At 51.8% G+C, this 14,466-nt stretch carries 14 protein-coding genes; 2 read left to right on the top strand and 12 right to left on the bottom strand.

What is annotated here, in order from left to right; translation table 11 throughout:
- Positions 1 to 156: 156 nt before the first annotated feature.
- From ACJJIB_RS10690 to ACJJIB_RS10645, 10 genes are all read right to left on the bottom strand, one after another.
- Positions 157 to 1,053, bottom strand: coding sequence for an SMP-30/gluconolactonase/LRE family protein (locus ACJJIB_RS10690; protein ID WP_444888874.1), 897 nt, complete (start codon positions 1,051 to 1,053; stop codon positions 157 to 159).
- A gap of 116 nt (positions 1,054 to 1,169) precedes the next feature.
- Positions 1,170 to 2,543, bottom strand: coding sequence for a glutamate decarboxylase (gene gad / locus ACJJIB_RS10685; RefSeq protein WP_444888873.1), 1,374 nt, complete (start codon positions 2,541 to 2,543; stop codon positions 1,170 to 1,172).
- A gap of 14 nt (positions 2,544 to 2,557) precedes the next feature.
- On the bottom strand, positions 2,558 to 4,075 hold the full coding sequence (locus tag ACJJIB_RS10680) for an amino acid permease (protein WP_444888872.1): 1,518 nt from the start codon (positions 4,073 to 4,075) through the stop codon (positions 2,558 to 2,560).
- A 134-nt stretch (positions 4,076 to 4,209) separates the two neighbouring features.
- The gene (locus tag ACJJIB_RS10675) at positions 4,210 to 5,013 is read right to left on the bottom strand and encodes a class I SAM-dependent methyltransferase (RefSeq protein WP_444888871.1); all 804 of its coding nucleotides are present in this window, start codon (positions 5,011 to 5,013) and stop codon (positions 4,210 to 4,212) included.
- A 35-nt stretch (positions 5,014 to 5,048) separates the two neighbouring features.
- A complete protein-coding gene (locus ACJJIB_RS10670) occupies positions 5,049 to 5,417 on the bottom strand; it encodes a SpoIIAA family protein (RefSeq protein WP_252085700.1) in 369 nt (122 codons plus the stop codon).
- A 77-nt stretch (positions 5,418 to 5,494) separates the two neighbouring features.
- A complete protein-coding gene (locus ACJJIB_RS10665) occupies positions 5,495 to 6,058 on the bottom strand; it encodes a hypothetical protein (protein ID WP_444888870.1) in 564 nt (187 codons plus the stop codon).
- 291 nt (positions 6,059 to 6,349) lie between these two features.
- Positions 6,350 to 6,805 carry a hypothetical protein gene (locus ACJJIB_RS10660; protein WP_444888869.1) on the bottom strand — a complete coding sequence of 152 codons (456 nt, stop codon included), beginning with the start codon at positions 6,803 to 6,805 and terminating at the stop codon, positions 6,350 to 6,352.
- Positions 6,806 to 7,145: 340 nt separating this feature from the next.
- The gene (locus ACJJIB_RS10655) at positions 7,146 to 7,793 is read right to left on the bottom strand and encodes a YiaD family glycine zipper/OmpA-like lipoprotein (protein ID WP_252085697.1); all 648 of its coding nucleotides are present in this window, start codon (positions 7,791 to 7,793) and stop codon (positions 7,146 to 7,148) included.
- 675 nt (positions 7,794 to 8,468) lie between these two features.
- Entirely contained in the window at positions 8,469 to 8,696 is a 228-nt protein-coding gene (locus tag ACJJIB_RS10650) for a SlyX family protein (RefSeq protein ID WP_252085696.1), read from the bottom strand.
- On the bottom strand, positions 8,693 to 9,838 hold the full coding sequence (locus ACJJIB_RS10645) for a serine hydrolase domain-containing protein (protein WP_444888868.1): 1,146 nt from the start codon (positions 9,836 to 9,838) through the stop codon (positions 8,693 to 8,695). The genes ACJJIB_RS10650 and ACJJIB_RS10645 overlap by 4 nt, the downstream gene beginning before the upstream one ends.
- A 109-nt stretch (positions 9,839 to 9,947) precedes the next feature.
- Between ACJJIB_RS10645 and ACJJIB_RS10640 the strand changes: the two genes are divergently transcribed.
- Positions 9,948 to 10,412 carry a PaaI family thioesterase gene (locus ACJJIB_RS10640; RefSeq protein ID WP_444888867.1) on the top strand — a complete coding sequence of 155 codons (465 nt, stop codon included), beginning with the start codon at positions 9,948 to 9,950 and terminating at the stop codon, positions 10,410 to 10,412.
- Between the two features lie 51 nt (positions 10,413 to 10,463).
- Here ACJJIB_RS10640 and ACJJIB_RS10635 read toward each other — a convergent pair whose 3' ends face one another.
- Positions 10,464 to 11,297: an ion transporter gene (locus ACJJIB_RS10635; RefSeq protein ID WP_444888866.1), complete on the bottom strand. Its 834-nt coding sequence runs from the start codon at positions 11,295 to 11,297 to the stop codon at positions 10,464 to 10,466.
- Between the two features lie 186 nt (positions 11,298 to 11,483).
- On the opposite strand from ACJJIB_RS10635, the gene yciH reads away from it, so the two are divergent.
- Positions 11,484 to 11,807: a stress response translation initiation inhibitor YciH gene (gene yciH, locus ACJJIB_RS10630; RefSeq protein WP_252085692.1), complete on the top strand. Its 324-nt coding sequence runs from the start codon at positions 11,484 to 11,486 to the stop codon at positions 11,805 to 11,807.
- Between the two features lie 34 nt (positions 11,808 to 11,841).
- Here yciH and ACJJIB_RS10625 read toward each other — a convergent pair whose 3' ends face one another.
- Complete coding sequence (locus ACJJIB_RS10625) at positions 11,842 to 14,382, bottom strand: hypothetical protein (RefSeq protein ID WP_444888865.1); 2,541 nt, start codon at positions 14,380 to 14,382, stop codon at positions 11,842 to 11,844.
- Between the last annotated feature and the right edge of the window lie 84 nt (positions 14,383 to 14,466).

Here is a 14,466-nt window from a genome sequence, read left to right as displayed (position 1 = left end):
ACAAAGCCCACTCAGGTGAATCGATAACCTTCGAGAAGAAATGAGAGAATCACAGGCTATTGACCCTGAGCAAGACTCAAATGTGAAGGGCAGTCACATTGACCAAGGAAATTTAGCAGCTAAGACCAATCAACCCCACTGTTTCATTATTAAAATTTATTGTCCCCTAGACAAATCTTGTATCTTAGGACGATAGAGTTCTCTACCTCGGCAGGACAGGCCCAGCCATTCCAAACAACCAGCATCTAAAACTGTCACCACTGCCCCACCCTTTTGATCTTCACAAAAAGCGATATTGGTGGGGCGCTTCCCGCAAGTCGGAATGCGCTCAGCCACCCTCCCATCGTGATCTAAAACACTCACATCACCCTGACCAAATACGGCACAGTAAAGCCGGCCATCATCACCAAAAGCCATTCCATCAGGCCCAATAAATTCTTCTGGTGATCCCAGGTTAACATTGCCAAATAGCTCAGGGGCACCGAGGGCTGAGGAGCTTAGATCGTAGCGATAGATATTTCCTGTTAGGGTTTCTGCCACATACAGTAAGTCATCGGCATCAAATGCAATGCCATTTGGGAATAACAAACCCGTATCTACTAAGCGCAATACGCGGCCATTACTAGGGTCAATTTCAAATACCCGCCCATCATAATCACACTTTCGGAAGTCAGGCCGGATTGCCTGCCCCTCAACGAAGCTATCCGGGTCAATGCCAGAGTCCGTCATATACAGCAAACCATTTTGACTAAATACCAGGTCATTGGGCCAAAGATAGGTGCGACCTGCAGGCCCCTCATAAGTATTGAGGACTGTTCCATCGGGCCTCATGCGTACCAGCTTTTTCCCCCCGCCTCCCGCTATCCAAAAATTGCTATCGCCATCGATCGCCATTCCATTGGGCCGCCAGCCGGGATGGCCGACCTGGCGATATCCTCCATGTATATCAATGCGACTAACACAATTCCGTGCGCTCGACATTTCAGCAACGAATATCTGGCCGTCAGGCAAACAGACCGGGCCTTCCGGTTCCTGCAAGTCGCTGTTCAGCACACACCTTTCCACAGGGTTTACCCTTGAATTCAATCTTCTCTGCAGAACAATTTAAGTCGCTCTACTTTTTTACTCATCGATTATTTAAACATTCATTACAGAGATATCTCAAATTCTTAACATTTACTCGCCGCTACCTTATGAGGATCATGCAATTTCGGTGGGGTGGCATTCCCCCCATGCTGCTCTAGCCACTCACACGCATGGATAATATCCTCGGCAAGGCCTTCAATCGCATTCAGATTAAGGTGTGGGCGCACTACAATACGCAAGCAATTTACCGATTGAGCATTAGGCGGCATGGAATAGGCGGATAGCACCCAGCCGCGTTCACGTACCTTGTCAGATATATCGTATTCATTGAAATTGGTATATTTAGAATTCAGGGTCATTGACACTACAGGTATACGCTGGGTTTTATTCATAATTTCGAAGTAGCCACTTTTTACTAAACGATGGCGTAATAGCTGCGCATTCGCCAAAGTGTGCTGCATAATATCTCTATAACCTTCAAAACCAAGACGAATAAAGTTGTAGTATTGATAGGCAACCGGTGATGCATTCCTGCTGAAGTTCAAAGTAGCCGTGGGCATCTCTCCCCCCAGGTAATTGACATAAAACATCAGATCTTCATCAAATACGGAACGCTCGCGAAAAATCACCCAGCCCAGCCCCGGTGGCACCAAGCCAAACTTATGCCCCGACGCATTAATAGATTTCACCCGCGGCAGGCGAAAATCCCAGTGGTAGTTGGGGTATAAGAACGGGTTCACAAATCCCCCAGAGGCACCATCAATATGCATTGGGATATCATGACCTGTTTTCTGCTGGTAGCGGTCTAACCAATTATGGATAGCGCGAAAGGCGTCGTCTTCTCCAGTGAAAGTCTGCCCGGCAATCGCCACCACCGCGATGGTATTTTCATCTACCAGCTCATCCAGATGCTCGCTATTAAAGCGGTAATGCCCAGGCTTTAGGGCTGCTATGCGCGGCTCCACATCGAAATAGCGCATAAATTTTTCCCAGACAATTTGAACATTGGCCCCGGTAACCAGGTTTGGCTTGGAAGCCTCCCTGCCGGCCTTCTCTCTCTTTTTGCGCCAGTTCCATTTATGGGCCAATCCCGCCAACATACAAGCCTCGGAGGAACCTATAGTTGCAGCGCCATAGGGCTCCACTCCTTTAGGGCCATTCCACAGTTGATGCAGCCAGCGCACCATACGCGCTTCCATAGCAAATAACTGCGGATACATATCGTGGTCGATATAATTTTTCAGGTAATGTTTTTTAGCGACATCGAAAGCTTCTGGCTCGGTAAATGTAGTGACAAAAGAAGAAAGATTCATGGCCGGCTTGGCATCAGACCAGGTCTCACTGGTAACAATCGCTTCCGCCGCATGCGCAGAGATACTCCCCCTGGGGAAATGATCCTCGGGGATATCCTCATTGTATTCATCGAAAAACATATCGAATGGCGACTTTTGCTTCACGACCGACCTCCTTGTCACTCGTTAATGTCTGAAAAAGATTGCTGCTTATGCCCACCCTCTTTACGCCAGGATGGCTTACGCCAGTAGAAAATAAATAGCGGAATAGTCACCGTAATAACAATCCCAGAAAAGACCAAAGCTACATACAGTCTGGGGTCACTCACTGACAGCTGCTGAGGAGGAAAAAAGGACACCAACAGCGCAAAAGAAACTGCGGCCATGCCAGTGCCTGCAGTAATCCAAACGCCGGTGATTCCACCGGGAATTTTAAAACCCCTGGGAAGGTCTGGCTGGGTGTAGCGCAAACGGATAACCGCAGCAAACATCATTAAGTACATAATGATATACAGGCTTATCGCCATAACCGAGATCAAAACAAAGGCGGTCGATACATTATCCACCAGGATATAAATCGATGAGATGAGCAAGACAATCAAGCATTGGGCGTAAAGGATATTTTTCTGTACGCCGCGAGCATTTTCCCGCTGAAACCAGGGGGGCAGCATGCCATCCTGGGCGGTGGCCAATAGTGCTCTGCTGGGACCGGCTAACCAAGCCAGGGCTCCCCCGAGGGCACCGTAAGCAATTAATCCCGCCAGAACCTGAACCGGCCAACCGATACCCAGCAACTCGGAAAACCCCTGACCAAACGCTGTGAATAACCCGGTTTCTATAGATATCTGTTGATAGGGAAGGATGGCAGAAATGGCGAGCGCCCCAAGCGTAAAGATCAGAAAAGAAACGACAGCGGCAATGCCAATAACAACCGGATAACCACGGCGGGCGTTGGGCATTTCTGAGACATGGCTGGCCTGGGCCTCAATTCCAGCGAAAGAGAGCAGTATCCCTCCAAGAAAGGCTACAGCACCGAGACCGGTAATATGGGGAAACCAGCGCGGATGTACTTGCCCATCTTCCCTTACGGCTACAGCCGGGTCGGTAGCGGTTTCCCAGCCCAAGGGGTTTCCCATCACCACCCAGCCCACTGCCAAGGCAATAAGAATCAAACAAGGCATTAGTGTGCCCACCAGGAATCCATACTTGGTGACTACCACCAGAAACCTGGTTCCCGAAAGGGCGACAGCAGTGGCGATAAGGTAGGCAACTATACAGAAGCCGCCGATATAGTAGGTATTACTGGCGAGATTCTGCTCTCCGAGCGCATAAGCAATAGCGGCTGCGGCAAACCCCAACTCGGTGGGATACCAGACCACACACTCCACCCATTGCAACCAAATAGCGACAAAACCCATCTTGGGCGTAAAAGCCTCTCCCACCCAGGTATAAACACCGCCAGTGCGGTCGGAGAAAGCACTGCCCAGTTCGGCTGCCACCAGTCCTGCCGGAATCAAAAATAAAAGGGCGGAAATGCCGATGTAGAAAAACATCGTCATCTCCTCCTGCGCCATCATGGGCAAATTGCGAAGGCTGGTTACGATCGTTGCCGCGGTGAGAAAGCCTAGAGCGCTGGCAGAGAATATTTTACGGTTGGATATATCTGGCTGCTGCGATTCGTCGATGTTACGCCTCACAGCTACCCCTCCACTCTATCGGATTAGGCACTTAGCGAATGACTATCTGCCAGTGTAGATAAGCTAGACAATGACTTAAGGTGTAGAAAATCCAAAAATACTAGTAGGTGCCAACTCTATTTAAAATCCGCCTATTACCCCGGCACACCGTGCTTGGTGTAAATATCGAAACGCCCTGACTTCCCTTCAAAAGAAAGCATTGGCTTTTTATCTGCAAGATATGGTGCCAGCTTGGGCCGTTTGACCACAGTGCGGTAATAACAGGCCCTGAGTGCTGGCTCTAGCAGATCGTCCGCATCCAGGTCCTCTCCAACCAGATGATGAAAAGCCACCATCTCTTTTTTTACCTTGGCACTTTTGCCCCGGGGCGGAAACATGGGGTCCAGATAAACAATCGGCCAAGATTCCTCACTCTGCTGGGCCAGCCAGTCTGCGGCCGGTGCAACATCATCGGCCAGAGATAAAAGCCCAACAATGGCGGCCAATTCCGGGTCGGCAGTGGCAGCCTCTTGCAATCGCCGCAAACCATCCTGAAGGAGCAAGCGTACAACCGGATTGCGCTCAAGCATCTTCACTTCGCAGCCCAGAGTCGCCAACACAAAAGCATCACGTCCCAACCCGGCAGTGGCATCCAACACGCGAGGGTAAAAACCAGGGCGCAAACCCACGGCCTTGGCAACCGGCTGGGCTTTACCCCCACCATATTTGCGTCGGTGCGCCAAAGCCCCACCAACGAAATCAACAGAAACTGGCCCCGGTGCTTTGCGCCCGGTCGCACAGAGTTGCAACTGCTCTCCACAAGCTAATACTTGGGGAACCTCATTAATTTCGCTGGGGGAAGCAACACCCAAACAGGGAAGGTTGAGTTGACTGGATAATTCCTGGGCGTTGGGCAGGTCTGCGGAAGTCGTCGCAATAATGGCCAAGACTGGACTCACCGGCACTCCATATAACAGTTAAACGGTGCGCGATGCTAACCCGGATTTTTTAACCATGCCAGGGCTTCAGGATAATCATTTAGGGGGAAAGGCCGAACCTCCGCACTGATAAAATGGCAAACCAGGTGCGGCATAAATTTCAGAACCGGGTTGTCTGACACCACCGCAATCCTCTGGATATGCTTCTCGTGATTATGTACAAAGCGAAAATGCGAGACCATCGCGACAAAATTTTCCCAGCCGGCAAAATCTTCAGCGTCAATCAGTAAACCCTCTATCCTGCCCTGCTCGCGAATAATCGGATCTATTTTTTCTGCCAGCTGATGAAAATCCTCTGCGGTAAATTTTCCACGCGGCCGAACCTGTAAAACGGTATGTCCCTGTAGCCATTTATGTTCGATCATTTTGCACAGGTTGCGGGCCGCCTCAATAGGTGGCCCGCAATATCTCCTTATTAACTGAGTATCTAATAATCCTTTTACTAGGGCTGGTCTTCGTTGTTGTCCACGCCCTGATCCATCTCACTATCGCCATCCGGTGTAGTGCTATCCATATTGTCTGCACCTTCCACAGCTTTCTGGGCCTCATTGGCGGCATCTTCCGCTACGCTGCCCGCTGGGGTATCTGAACCTGCATTGGGCGTATCTGCAGAGTCCCCTTCTGCGCCAGGCTCACCAGGACGCCCACGAAGAGCACCCGCGGCGCCAGCATCCCCTGTCGATCCAGCCCCCGATCCAGCCCCCATAGTATCCGGGCCTTCCCCACTGCTGGAGCCATTCCCCCCAGGCGGTGTTGGATCTGTCTGCCCAGAGCCCTGTGGCATCTGTGCATCGGGGTTACCCATACCGTCTGGTGGCGTGGTAGTACTGTTGGGAGTAGTTGAATCACTTCCGCTGCCAGGTGGCTTGGAACTGTCATTCATCTGCTCACTATTGGGAGTGTTCATCGAATCGTAGGCTTCCTTGGCCTTATGTTCGCCGCTACGCGACATAAAGTATCCGATGATCAGCAGCAGGATGATCAGTGGAATCAATAGCTTCTTCATATATCGACCTCTCGACCCCAGGCAGTTACAAGAATTGCGCTCTTGCTTGGCCAGCCCCCAGGGTTCTGGGAACCTACTTCCGCGCGATAATCGCTGGCCTTGCAGCCTCTTGACGCCGAAGCAAAGGAAGTTCAACTTCAATCGGCCAAAGAAGGTGGCGCCAATAATGATAAGAATAACCCGGCATGAGGGTTCTTCAAGGCACGGGGGTTACGCAGAAGAGTCTGGATTGCTGTAACTGGCCCGCGACTTACAACCGAATATTCTAATGAGTGTGGCCTTTTGGAGAAATCAGCCTTGGGAGCTGAATTCATTGAGCTCAGCCAACAGTGCCTCAGCCTCCGATTCAACAACCGCGGAATCACAGCTCTGCAACTGCAACCTGCCGTAGCTATCGAGCCTGGCAAAAATCAGATAGCGCTCGCCCTTTTCAAGCTTCTTGTCGCAATATTCCAATCCCAGGCGAAAGGTAATTTGGTCCGCCACAATACCTTTCCAGACCTGGCCTGGCACCGCGGAATAGACATAACCTGAAATCGCCGTGACACCCGGCTCCGACAGCGCGCTGTCTACATCCCGGTGAATACCTATGACCTCCACCTGTGCCACTACGGCAGCCGCGCCAAATCGGACCTCCAGGTTAGTGCTGGATTCCGCCATTTCCTCCTGCCAGGCAAAAACCTGGATGGCCACTAGCACCAAGGCAAAGACCCATATGGATTTCCATTTGAACAGGCGATGACTCACGGCTTTGCTCCACTATTTACTTATTAGTAGATGTAGAGATAGCACAGCCAACCAGCCAATCGCCGGGTTTTTTAACCTTCAGCTATGCACCGGAATCATTTGTCGGAGCAAAACTTATATGGGTGTAAAAAACGTCCGGGGTGTCCGCTAGAACCTTGTGCAACTCAGTGTCTAATAGAAATCGAAAGGAGAGAATTTATACAGAGGGAAAGGTTTCAACTGGAATTTTATTAGCTAAAAAAGAAAAGTAACTTCACTGCGTACAAGACTTCCACCTGGGCTTGGGGTTATCGAGACGCAGTGATTGACAGTGCAGCAGTTTATACGCTGCACAAAGTGTTTACAGAGGCAGTAACTCCAACTCAACACGACGGTTGGCCTGACGGCCAGACTCAGAACTATTGCTGGCCAGCGGATAGCGCTCACCATAACCAACAGCCTGTACGCGGCCGGAAGAAACGCCGTTATGGCTGAAGAAGCTCGCCACAGAGTTAGCCCGCTGTTCACTCAGGGACTGGTTATACACGTCGGAACCAGTACTGTCGGTATGGCCACTCACGCGGATGGCGGTCTTATTAAACTCCTGCAAAACTACCGTTACGGATTCGAGCGTGTCATAGAAATCCGTGCGAATATCTGAGCGATTGGAACCAAAAGTGATGTTGCCCGGCATGATCAGGCGAATGTTGTCCCCTTCACGTTGGACTCTCACACCACTGCCTTCCAGACGCTGGCGCAAAGCCATTTCCTGGCGATCCATGTAGTAACCGATACCACCACCAATCGCGGCACCGCCCAGAGCACCAGTCAGAGCTCCCTTCTTGCGGTCTTTCTTACTCGCTGTTGCCACGCCGACAATAGCACCTGCTACGGCACCTATTCCGGCCCCCTTGGCGGCATTACTGGTTTTGCTTTCACCGGTGTAGGGATCCAGGGTGGAACAGCCTACCAGTGAGCCCATAGCGAGAATTGCTACCCAATGTTTCATTATTGGTTCTCCTAACGCACTTTTAATAAATGGGTATCGGGACGCACTGAACCCAGTGCTCCATCACAGTGCCGGCATTATCCAGCTAAAAGCTGACCGGCGGCTGAATCAACCCAACCAAATTATGTGAAGATTACGGCGAAGCCATTACCAGTTCTATTGACCAGTCCCCATTGCAAGCATCGAATTTCCAGCTTGCGGCACTTTCGCACTAAGTTGCTGCACAAAAAGTAAACGCTGCAAACTTCTTCCACAGCTTCTGTGGATAACTTTGTGCATTAATAAACGAAGGTCCCCGCCAGGCGGCATTGACTCTCGCTTACAGCGATTTGTTTATTTTTTAAACTCTCTAGTTTTCTCTTTAAAAACAACGAGTTATAGGCGACGCAAGAAATTATGTACCAGCTGGGCCGATAAATACTAGAGCGCCAGTTAGCCCACTATTGAGTGTGGAAAAGTTTGTCAATAGCAAAGACGATACAATACAAACTTTTTTAGACGCTTTAATACTTAAGGCAGCGCCGAAGTGACATCGAGTTATTTTCAATAAATTTTGGCGATGCCTGTCGACATAAATTTCATCAAAGCCAGCAAATTTGTATTTCTGCGCCAGCATATTATTAAGGCAATCAAGTGGCGTGCCCGCCTACTTTATTCCCCTACTTTTAATGTTCCTCAGTAATGAGGGGGTTTTTCGTCGACTGGCTTGCCGCCAGCCTGCATTTCAAAGGTCAGCGCGCTGTACTTCTCCCCAAGCTCACGCATTCTTGCTACTACAGAGCGAATATCCGCATCTTGGCGCGCAATGACATCATTCAATTGAGAAATCGTATCTTCCTGAAAAGCCAAGCGAGTCTCCAGCTCGTCGATTCGCTCCATCAGTTTTAAAACGTCTTCTGTCATTTCAATAATCCGTACAGAGTCTCGACCAAACTAACCGCGCGCCGATCCATAAACAGGCTCTGCCCCAGTCGTGTAGTGATATAACCCACCCCCAGTCCCTGCTCCGGATCGGCAAAGCCGACGCTGCCCCCAGCACCAGGGTGACCGAAACCTTGCTTTCCACCAAAACGCAGATCGGCCGCCTGAGTACTACGGATAAAGCCACAGCCAAAACTCACCTCGGCCTGCAATACTTTATCCCGCCCACGGCTCTGCTCTCGGGAAGCCTCATCGACCCATTTTTGCCCCAGGGTAATTGGATTTCCCCCCGCCAGGTCCCCGTAAACTGCGGCAAGATCCCGCGCACTGAAATGGCCATTGGCTGCAGGAATCAGGGCACCGCGCCACTCGGGGCTATTGGTGCCCATCATCAAGCTAACGGGGTTGCTAAACGCCATGGCCACGGGGCCTTTGCGATCCTCTTTAATTGCCCGGCCAATGGCATTCTCACGCAACTCCGGCAATGGCTGTTTCAATGGGCTCACATCGGCAATTCGGCTTGAACTATGCCCCAGCGCACCAAAGCCGCCATCGAGATTGAGGGGTTTGGCTAGCATTTCCCGATAAAGTTCCAACAGAGGTTTTTCAGCAACCCGTTCGATCAGGCCGCCCAGGCTCCAGCCGTAGAGAAAAGGCGCATACCCCTGTTCACTACCCGGCTCCCACCAGGGGGCTGTTTCGGCAACCGCATCGCAGGCCGCTTGCCAATCGTAAATAAGACTGTCTTTAACCCGCTCGCGAAAAGCGACCAAACCACTGCGATGGCTAAGTAATTGTCGCGCGGTGACAGATTCTTTGTGCTGTGCAAATTCCGGCCAATAGTCTGCAACCGGGCGATCCAGATCCAGTTTGCCAGCCTGCACTTGCTGCATAGCCAGCAGTGCCAGTACACCCTTACTGGATGAAAACACGTTGACCAGAGTCTCTTCGGTAAAGGGTTGCTCCCCATCCCGATCGGCGCTGCCCGCCCACAGGGAGCAGATCAACTCGCCATGCTGGCGCACCGCGAAGGCGGCACCGGTATCTCCACACTCGCGAAAATTCTTGGCGAAAGCCTCGAACAGGGCTTCAAAACCGGGAGCGCAAAAGCCGTATATTTCCATGTATCTAGGTCCAAATAATTTGGGTAACTCTATTGCAGGTCCGCAAGGTTAGTTTCTTCCCCTCCCTGGCGCAAATCGTTACTATGCGCGTCCACAGCGAGGGATAGTTATGACTGAGCAAATCGCCATTCAGGATCAGATTCAAGGCAACCACTGTTTTGGCTGCGGGCCAGACAACGACCAAGGCCTGCGTATTAAAAGCTATTGGGTAGAGCCGGATAAGTCCCGCTGTCTATTCACTCCCAGCCCTTACCACAATGCAGGGCCCGCTCAATATTTGAACGGTGGCATTATCGCCACAGTCATCGATTGCCACACTGTGTGTACCGCTATCGCCGATGGCTATCTGCAGGCTGGTCGCAAGATAGGTAGCGGAGACAAGATCTGGTTCGCCACCGGCAAGCTGGACATAAAATACCTGGCTCCCGCCGCTATTGATCTACCAGTACTCTTGGAAGCCACCATTGTCGAGCGCGGCCCCAAGAAAACTATCCTGCACTGTGAACTCAGCAGTGACGGGCGCCTCTGCGCTAAGGCCAACGTAGTCGCGGTACGTGTACCCGACGAATGGTAATCCGCAAAAATTAGGGTTAGCGGGAGCCTCTGTGAGGCACCCGCAATCAAATCAAACCTCTTCCACTTGTAAAGACGGCTCGAGCCGGTAACCACAAAACTTGCAAAACTCAGCATCTGGATCATGGACACTGCGCCCGCAGTTGTTGCAGCGGTGATGCTTGCGTTCGCGATGCATCTCACCGGCCAGCTCTGCAGTCAAAATTCCGGTGGGTACAGCGATAATTGAATAACCAATCAACATGGTCATGGCCGCTATCGCCTGACCCAGTGGCGTATGCGGAGAGATATCCCCGTAGCCAACCGTGGTAATCGTTACAATGGCCCAATAAACACTGGTGGGGATGCTGGTAAATCCATTTTCCGGCCCCTCTACCACAAACATCAATGAGCCGAAGATGACGCACATCACTAGTACGCTGGAATAAAACACCAGGATCTTTCGCCGGGCCAAACCCAGGGCCCGCAGTAGCAGGTTGGCATCCTGTAAATAACGCACCAGCTTCAATATCCTGAAGATTCTCAACACCCGTAGCAAACGGATTACCAACAGGTAGGTTGCACCGGTATACAGAAGAGCCAGATAGCTGGGCAGAATTGCCAGCAGATCAACAACACCGTAGAAACTGAAAATATACTTGCGCCTGTTTACTGAACAATAGATACGGGCGGCATATTCCAGGGTAAACAGCCCGGTAAAAAGCCATTCCAATGTGATCAGGAGCGTGCCGTAACGGTCAGCTATTGGTCCAATTGAAGCCAGCAGTACCAGTGCCACACTAATTAAAATTGCCCAGATCAAAAACACATCAAAGTTGCGCCCTGCGGGCGTCTCGGTGCCAAAGATCACTTCATTGAGCAGTTTGCGACGTCCAGTCAACGCCATGGATCAACCTCTTCTACCAGCTACCAAGGATTTGCGCTCAAATTTTACCTGCTGGGGGCTGGTGGGTCGCCCCCTATTCCACCCTCATCCAGATATTCGGACGCGACCTCTTTGACTTCCCCCACGCCTCGGGCACAATCGCGCCCCAGTTACCCTGTGCAACAATTTTTTGGAGAGCGCCCAACCATGGCCAAGGAGAACCGTCTCGTTTATTCCACCGACCGCGGTCGTATCAAAGAAGAGCCCGCAGCAGAGAAGCGTCACCAGGGTGATGGGATTGTGCGCATCCAAAGAGAGACTAAAGGGCGCAAGGGCAAAGGGGTTACCTGTGTGCGTGGCGTGGACGGCACCGATGGTGAGCTGAAGTTACTACTGGCGGAATTGAAAAAACGCTGTGGCTGCGGTGGTGCCCTGAAAGACGGTGTGATCGAAATCCAGGGCGATAAGCGCGCGGAAATCAAAGCGTTATTGGAATCCAAAAACTACAAAGTGAAGCTTGCCGGCGGATAGAGCCTGGCGACAACTCATTGAATACCAACAGGCTCTAAACCGCTTGCAGGAGACGTAAAGGATTCACTTCCAGCTGCCCTTCTCTGTGCAGACAACGTTGCAGCAGGGCCGCCAGCTGGATTTGATAGCGCTCCAGAATTACCGTACTTGCATAGTTACAGCGGGACTCCATAGTACGCACCACGGCCAACGCCTCCTGGTGGCGCTGCGGTAGCTGTTGCAATGGCTCGCGTTTTGCCTTAATACAAAGTGCGCTATCCAAACCCTGGGCTTTTAATAGCTCAGAAGACTCCACTGTGGCAAAGGTCGCATCCAGCTCCCGAGCAGAGAGGGCCAGGTATTTCTGTACCAATTCCCGCTCGGCAAGACCTGGGGATAAGCGGCGTGAGAATACAGAGAGACTGGTGCTGTACCCCGCAAGGCGCTCAAGGTGTGTAGCCAAAGCGTCGTAGGCAGCCAACTGGCTAAGCATTCCCCTTGCCTGCTGGCGCTCCCGTGCCGGCATAGCGACTAAAGCCAAACACAACCGTTGGTAAAACACCGAGTAGATCTTCTGCAGCTGACGCTCGATTTCCTCCAACTCAGATCGCTTTAACGCCGATGCTTCCTGCGCCGCTGCGAGGCTTGCGCTATTCAGAGAGTATTCCTGTGGCTCGATACGCACCTTGGCCCGAATCAGCGCCGCGCCAAGTTGCACCGACACCATAAGCTGACGTGTGCTCTCACGTTGTTCCCGGAGTTCACGCAGCTCAATGAGCTTGCTCCTTAGCCAATTGATACTGGCCTGTAAATCCATCGCCTGCATTTCCTGAGTCGCAGGCCTGCGTAGTGGCAGCAGGTTGAGCGGCGGCAGACGGTTAAAATAAACATCCAGGATCTGTAACGCCTCCTCCGCTTCGCGACTGGCACAAAGTAATCGGCGATTCTCCACAACCTGACAGTCCGACGCGCCAGCCTCCCCGCTGACCTCACTGGCCAACTTGGGAAAATCGGCAAAAAGCTCCGTGCAGCCAAGCTCCCGTTGTAGACGCCCACTAATATTGCGCTTTTGAACCACCTCAATACGCTGTAGATCCGCCGCCTCAAAAACATCCCAGGGATCACTGGCCTGAGCCATCGCAAGCTCAATGGTATTACTGGTTTCCTCATCCAGATTGTTCAGTGTCCAGGCTACAGCAGCAGGGATATTTTCAAAGCACTGTCCCACTGCCGAGGCCTCGCGGGCGGTCTCGGCAACCATTAGGTCGGCATGCACCAGGCGATGCCAGTTCTCGGCAAATTCGGCAAAAGCCCCACTGCCAATCAAGTCGGCAGCCCAGAAATCAGCCCGGCATTCCAGATAGCGTGCGCTGCCCCGAGTGACAATACGGTGCAGATTTTCTAGCCGCTCAATCAATGGCAATAGAAAGTGGCCACAAGTTGCCAGTAATTGATGCAAGGATTTCAGCGGACCCGGTTCCCCGCTTCGGTACAGCACACTTCGATCATTTTCCAGTGCCCACTGCATCAGCTCCAAGCGCCTAACGCCATCTAACACCAGCCAGGCCAATAGCCCATTGAGTTTTCCCTGAAAAAGGCCAAGGCTACGTGCCACTAACGCCAGGGTATCGCGGCCACTAAGGGAAGCCACACTGGCCAGGCCCAGGTTTAACCGCAATTGCTGACGCATCACCTCAGAAAACCTGGGCTCGCAATAAATACGAGCGTCTGGACTGACTATTAGCTCCTGCACCCTGGGCAGTTTCGTTGCACTAGACAATTGCTCAAGTAAGGGCAATAAATCTTTGTTGTCCGCTTGCTTCAGAGGGACTTCGCCAGGCCTTGGGCGCATTTCTCGAGGGAAGCAAAAATAAGGCAAAGCGACCAGCAACAATAAAAAAATAAAGACTGCCGCCCCCCCTAGACTGATAAGTAAAGTGCCCCCAGTTAATTCCCCCTGCCAAACTGCCAAGGGAGTTTGCCAGAGCAGTGCACCGGCACCATAGAGACACAGAGCTGCCAAGCCGATAAAAATTGTGGGTACCGTTAAAGCAGGGAGTAATCCAAAAAGCACCCGCCAACCCACTGTAGCCAGCTGCGCTTTTCTATTGCTGAAGAACCGCCTCTTTTCATTGGCTTCAGGCTCTGTTGCCTGTGGTTTGATCTTTTCGGAATCTATAGGGGGGGCAACGCTTCCTTTGGCATTGCTCACCGAAAGTGGTTTCTCTACCTCTTGCGCTCGTGTAGTCCCAGCCTTGGATGCATCTGCCGAGGCCGTACTTGTCGGCATCTTTTCTGCTGCATTGGCCTTGCGCCGTTGGGCCACTTTGATTTTTGCAATCAGCTGTTGGTTATCGAACTTTCCCGCAGGGCAAACCTCGGCACGAAGACCGATCTTGTGCAGCTTGGCCCTGTACTCCAGGGCCTGTGACGATGCCAGGCTGTCTTTAATCACCCAGCCTTTTAACAGTAATCTGCGAGCCTGGGCCTCAGGAACCGAAAATAGTTTGGCGATATCCCGAGTCACAGCCCCTGCTTCTTTGGCGTGGAGTGTCCTTCCCGTGGAAACCACCTGGTATAAATCCTGGCCCGCCATTCCCTTCTCCCGTCACCAAGTGACACTTATTGTCACATTCTTATCATCTTGCGCGCAGGGTAAAAGATTCGGAGAAAAACAGGT

Source organism: Microbulbifer mixtoriginis (SeqCode) (genome assembly GCF_052467705.1).
Note: the sequence above shows the minus strand (reverse complement) of the source record. Positions and strands in the feature narration are given on the sequence as shown.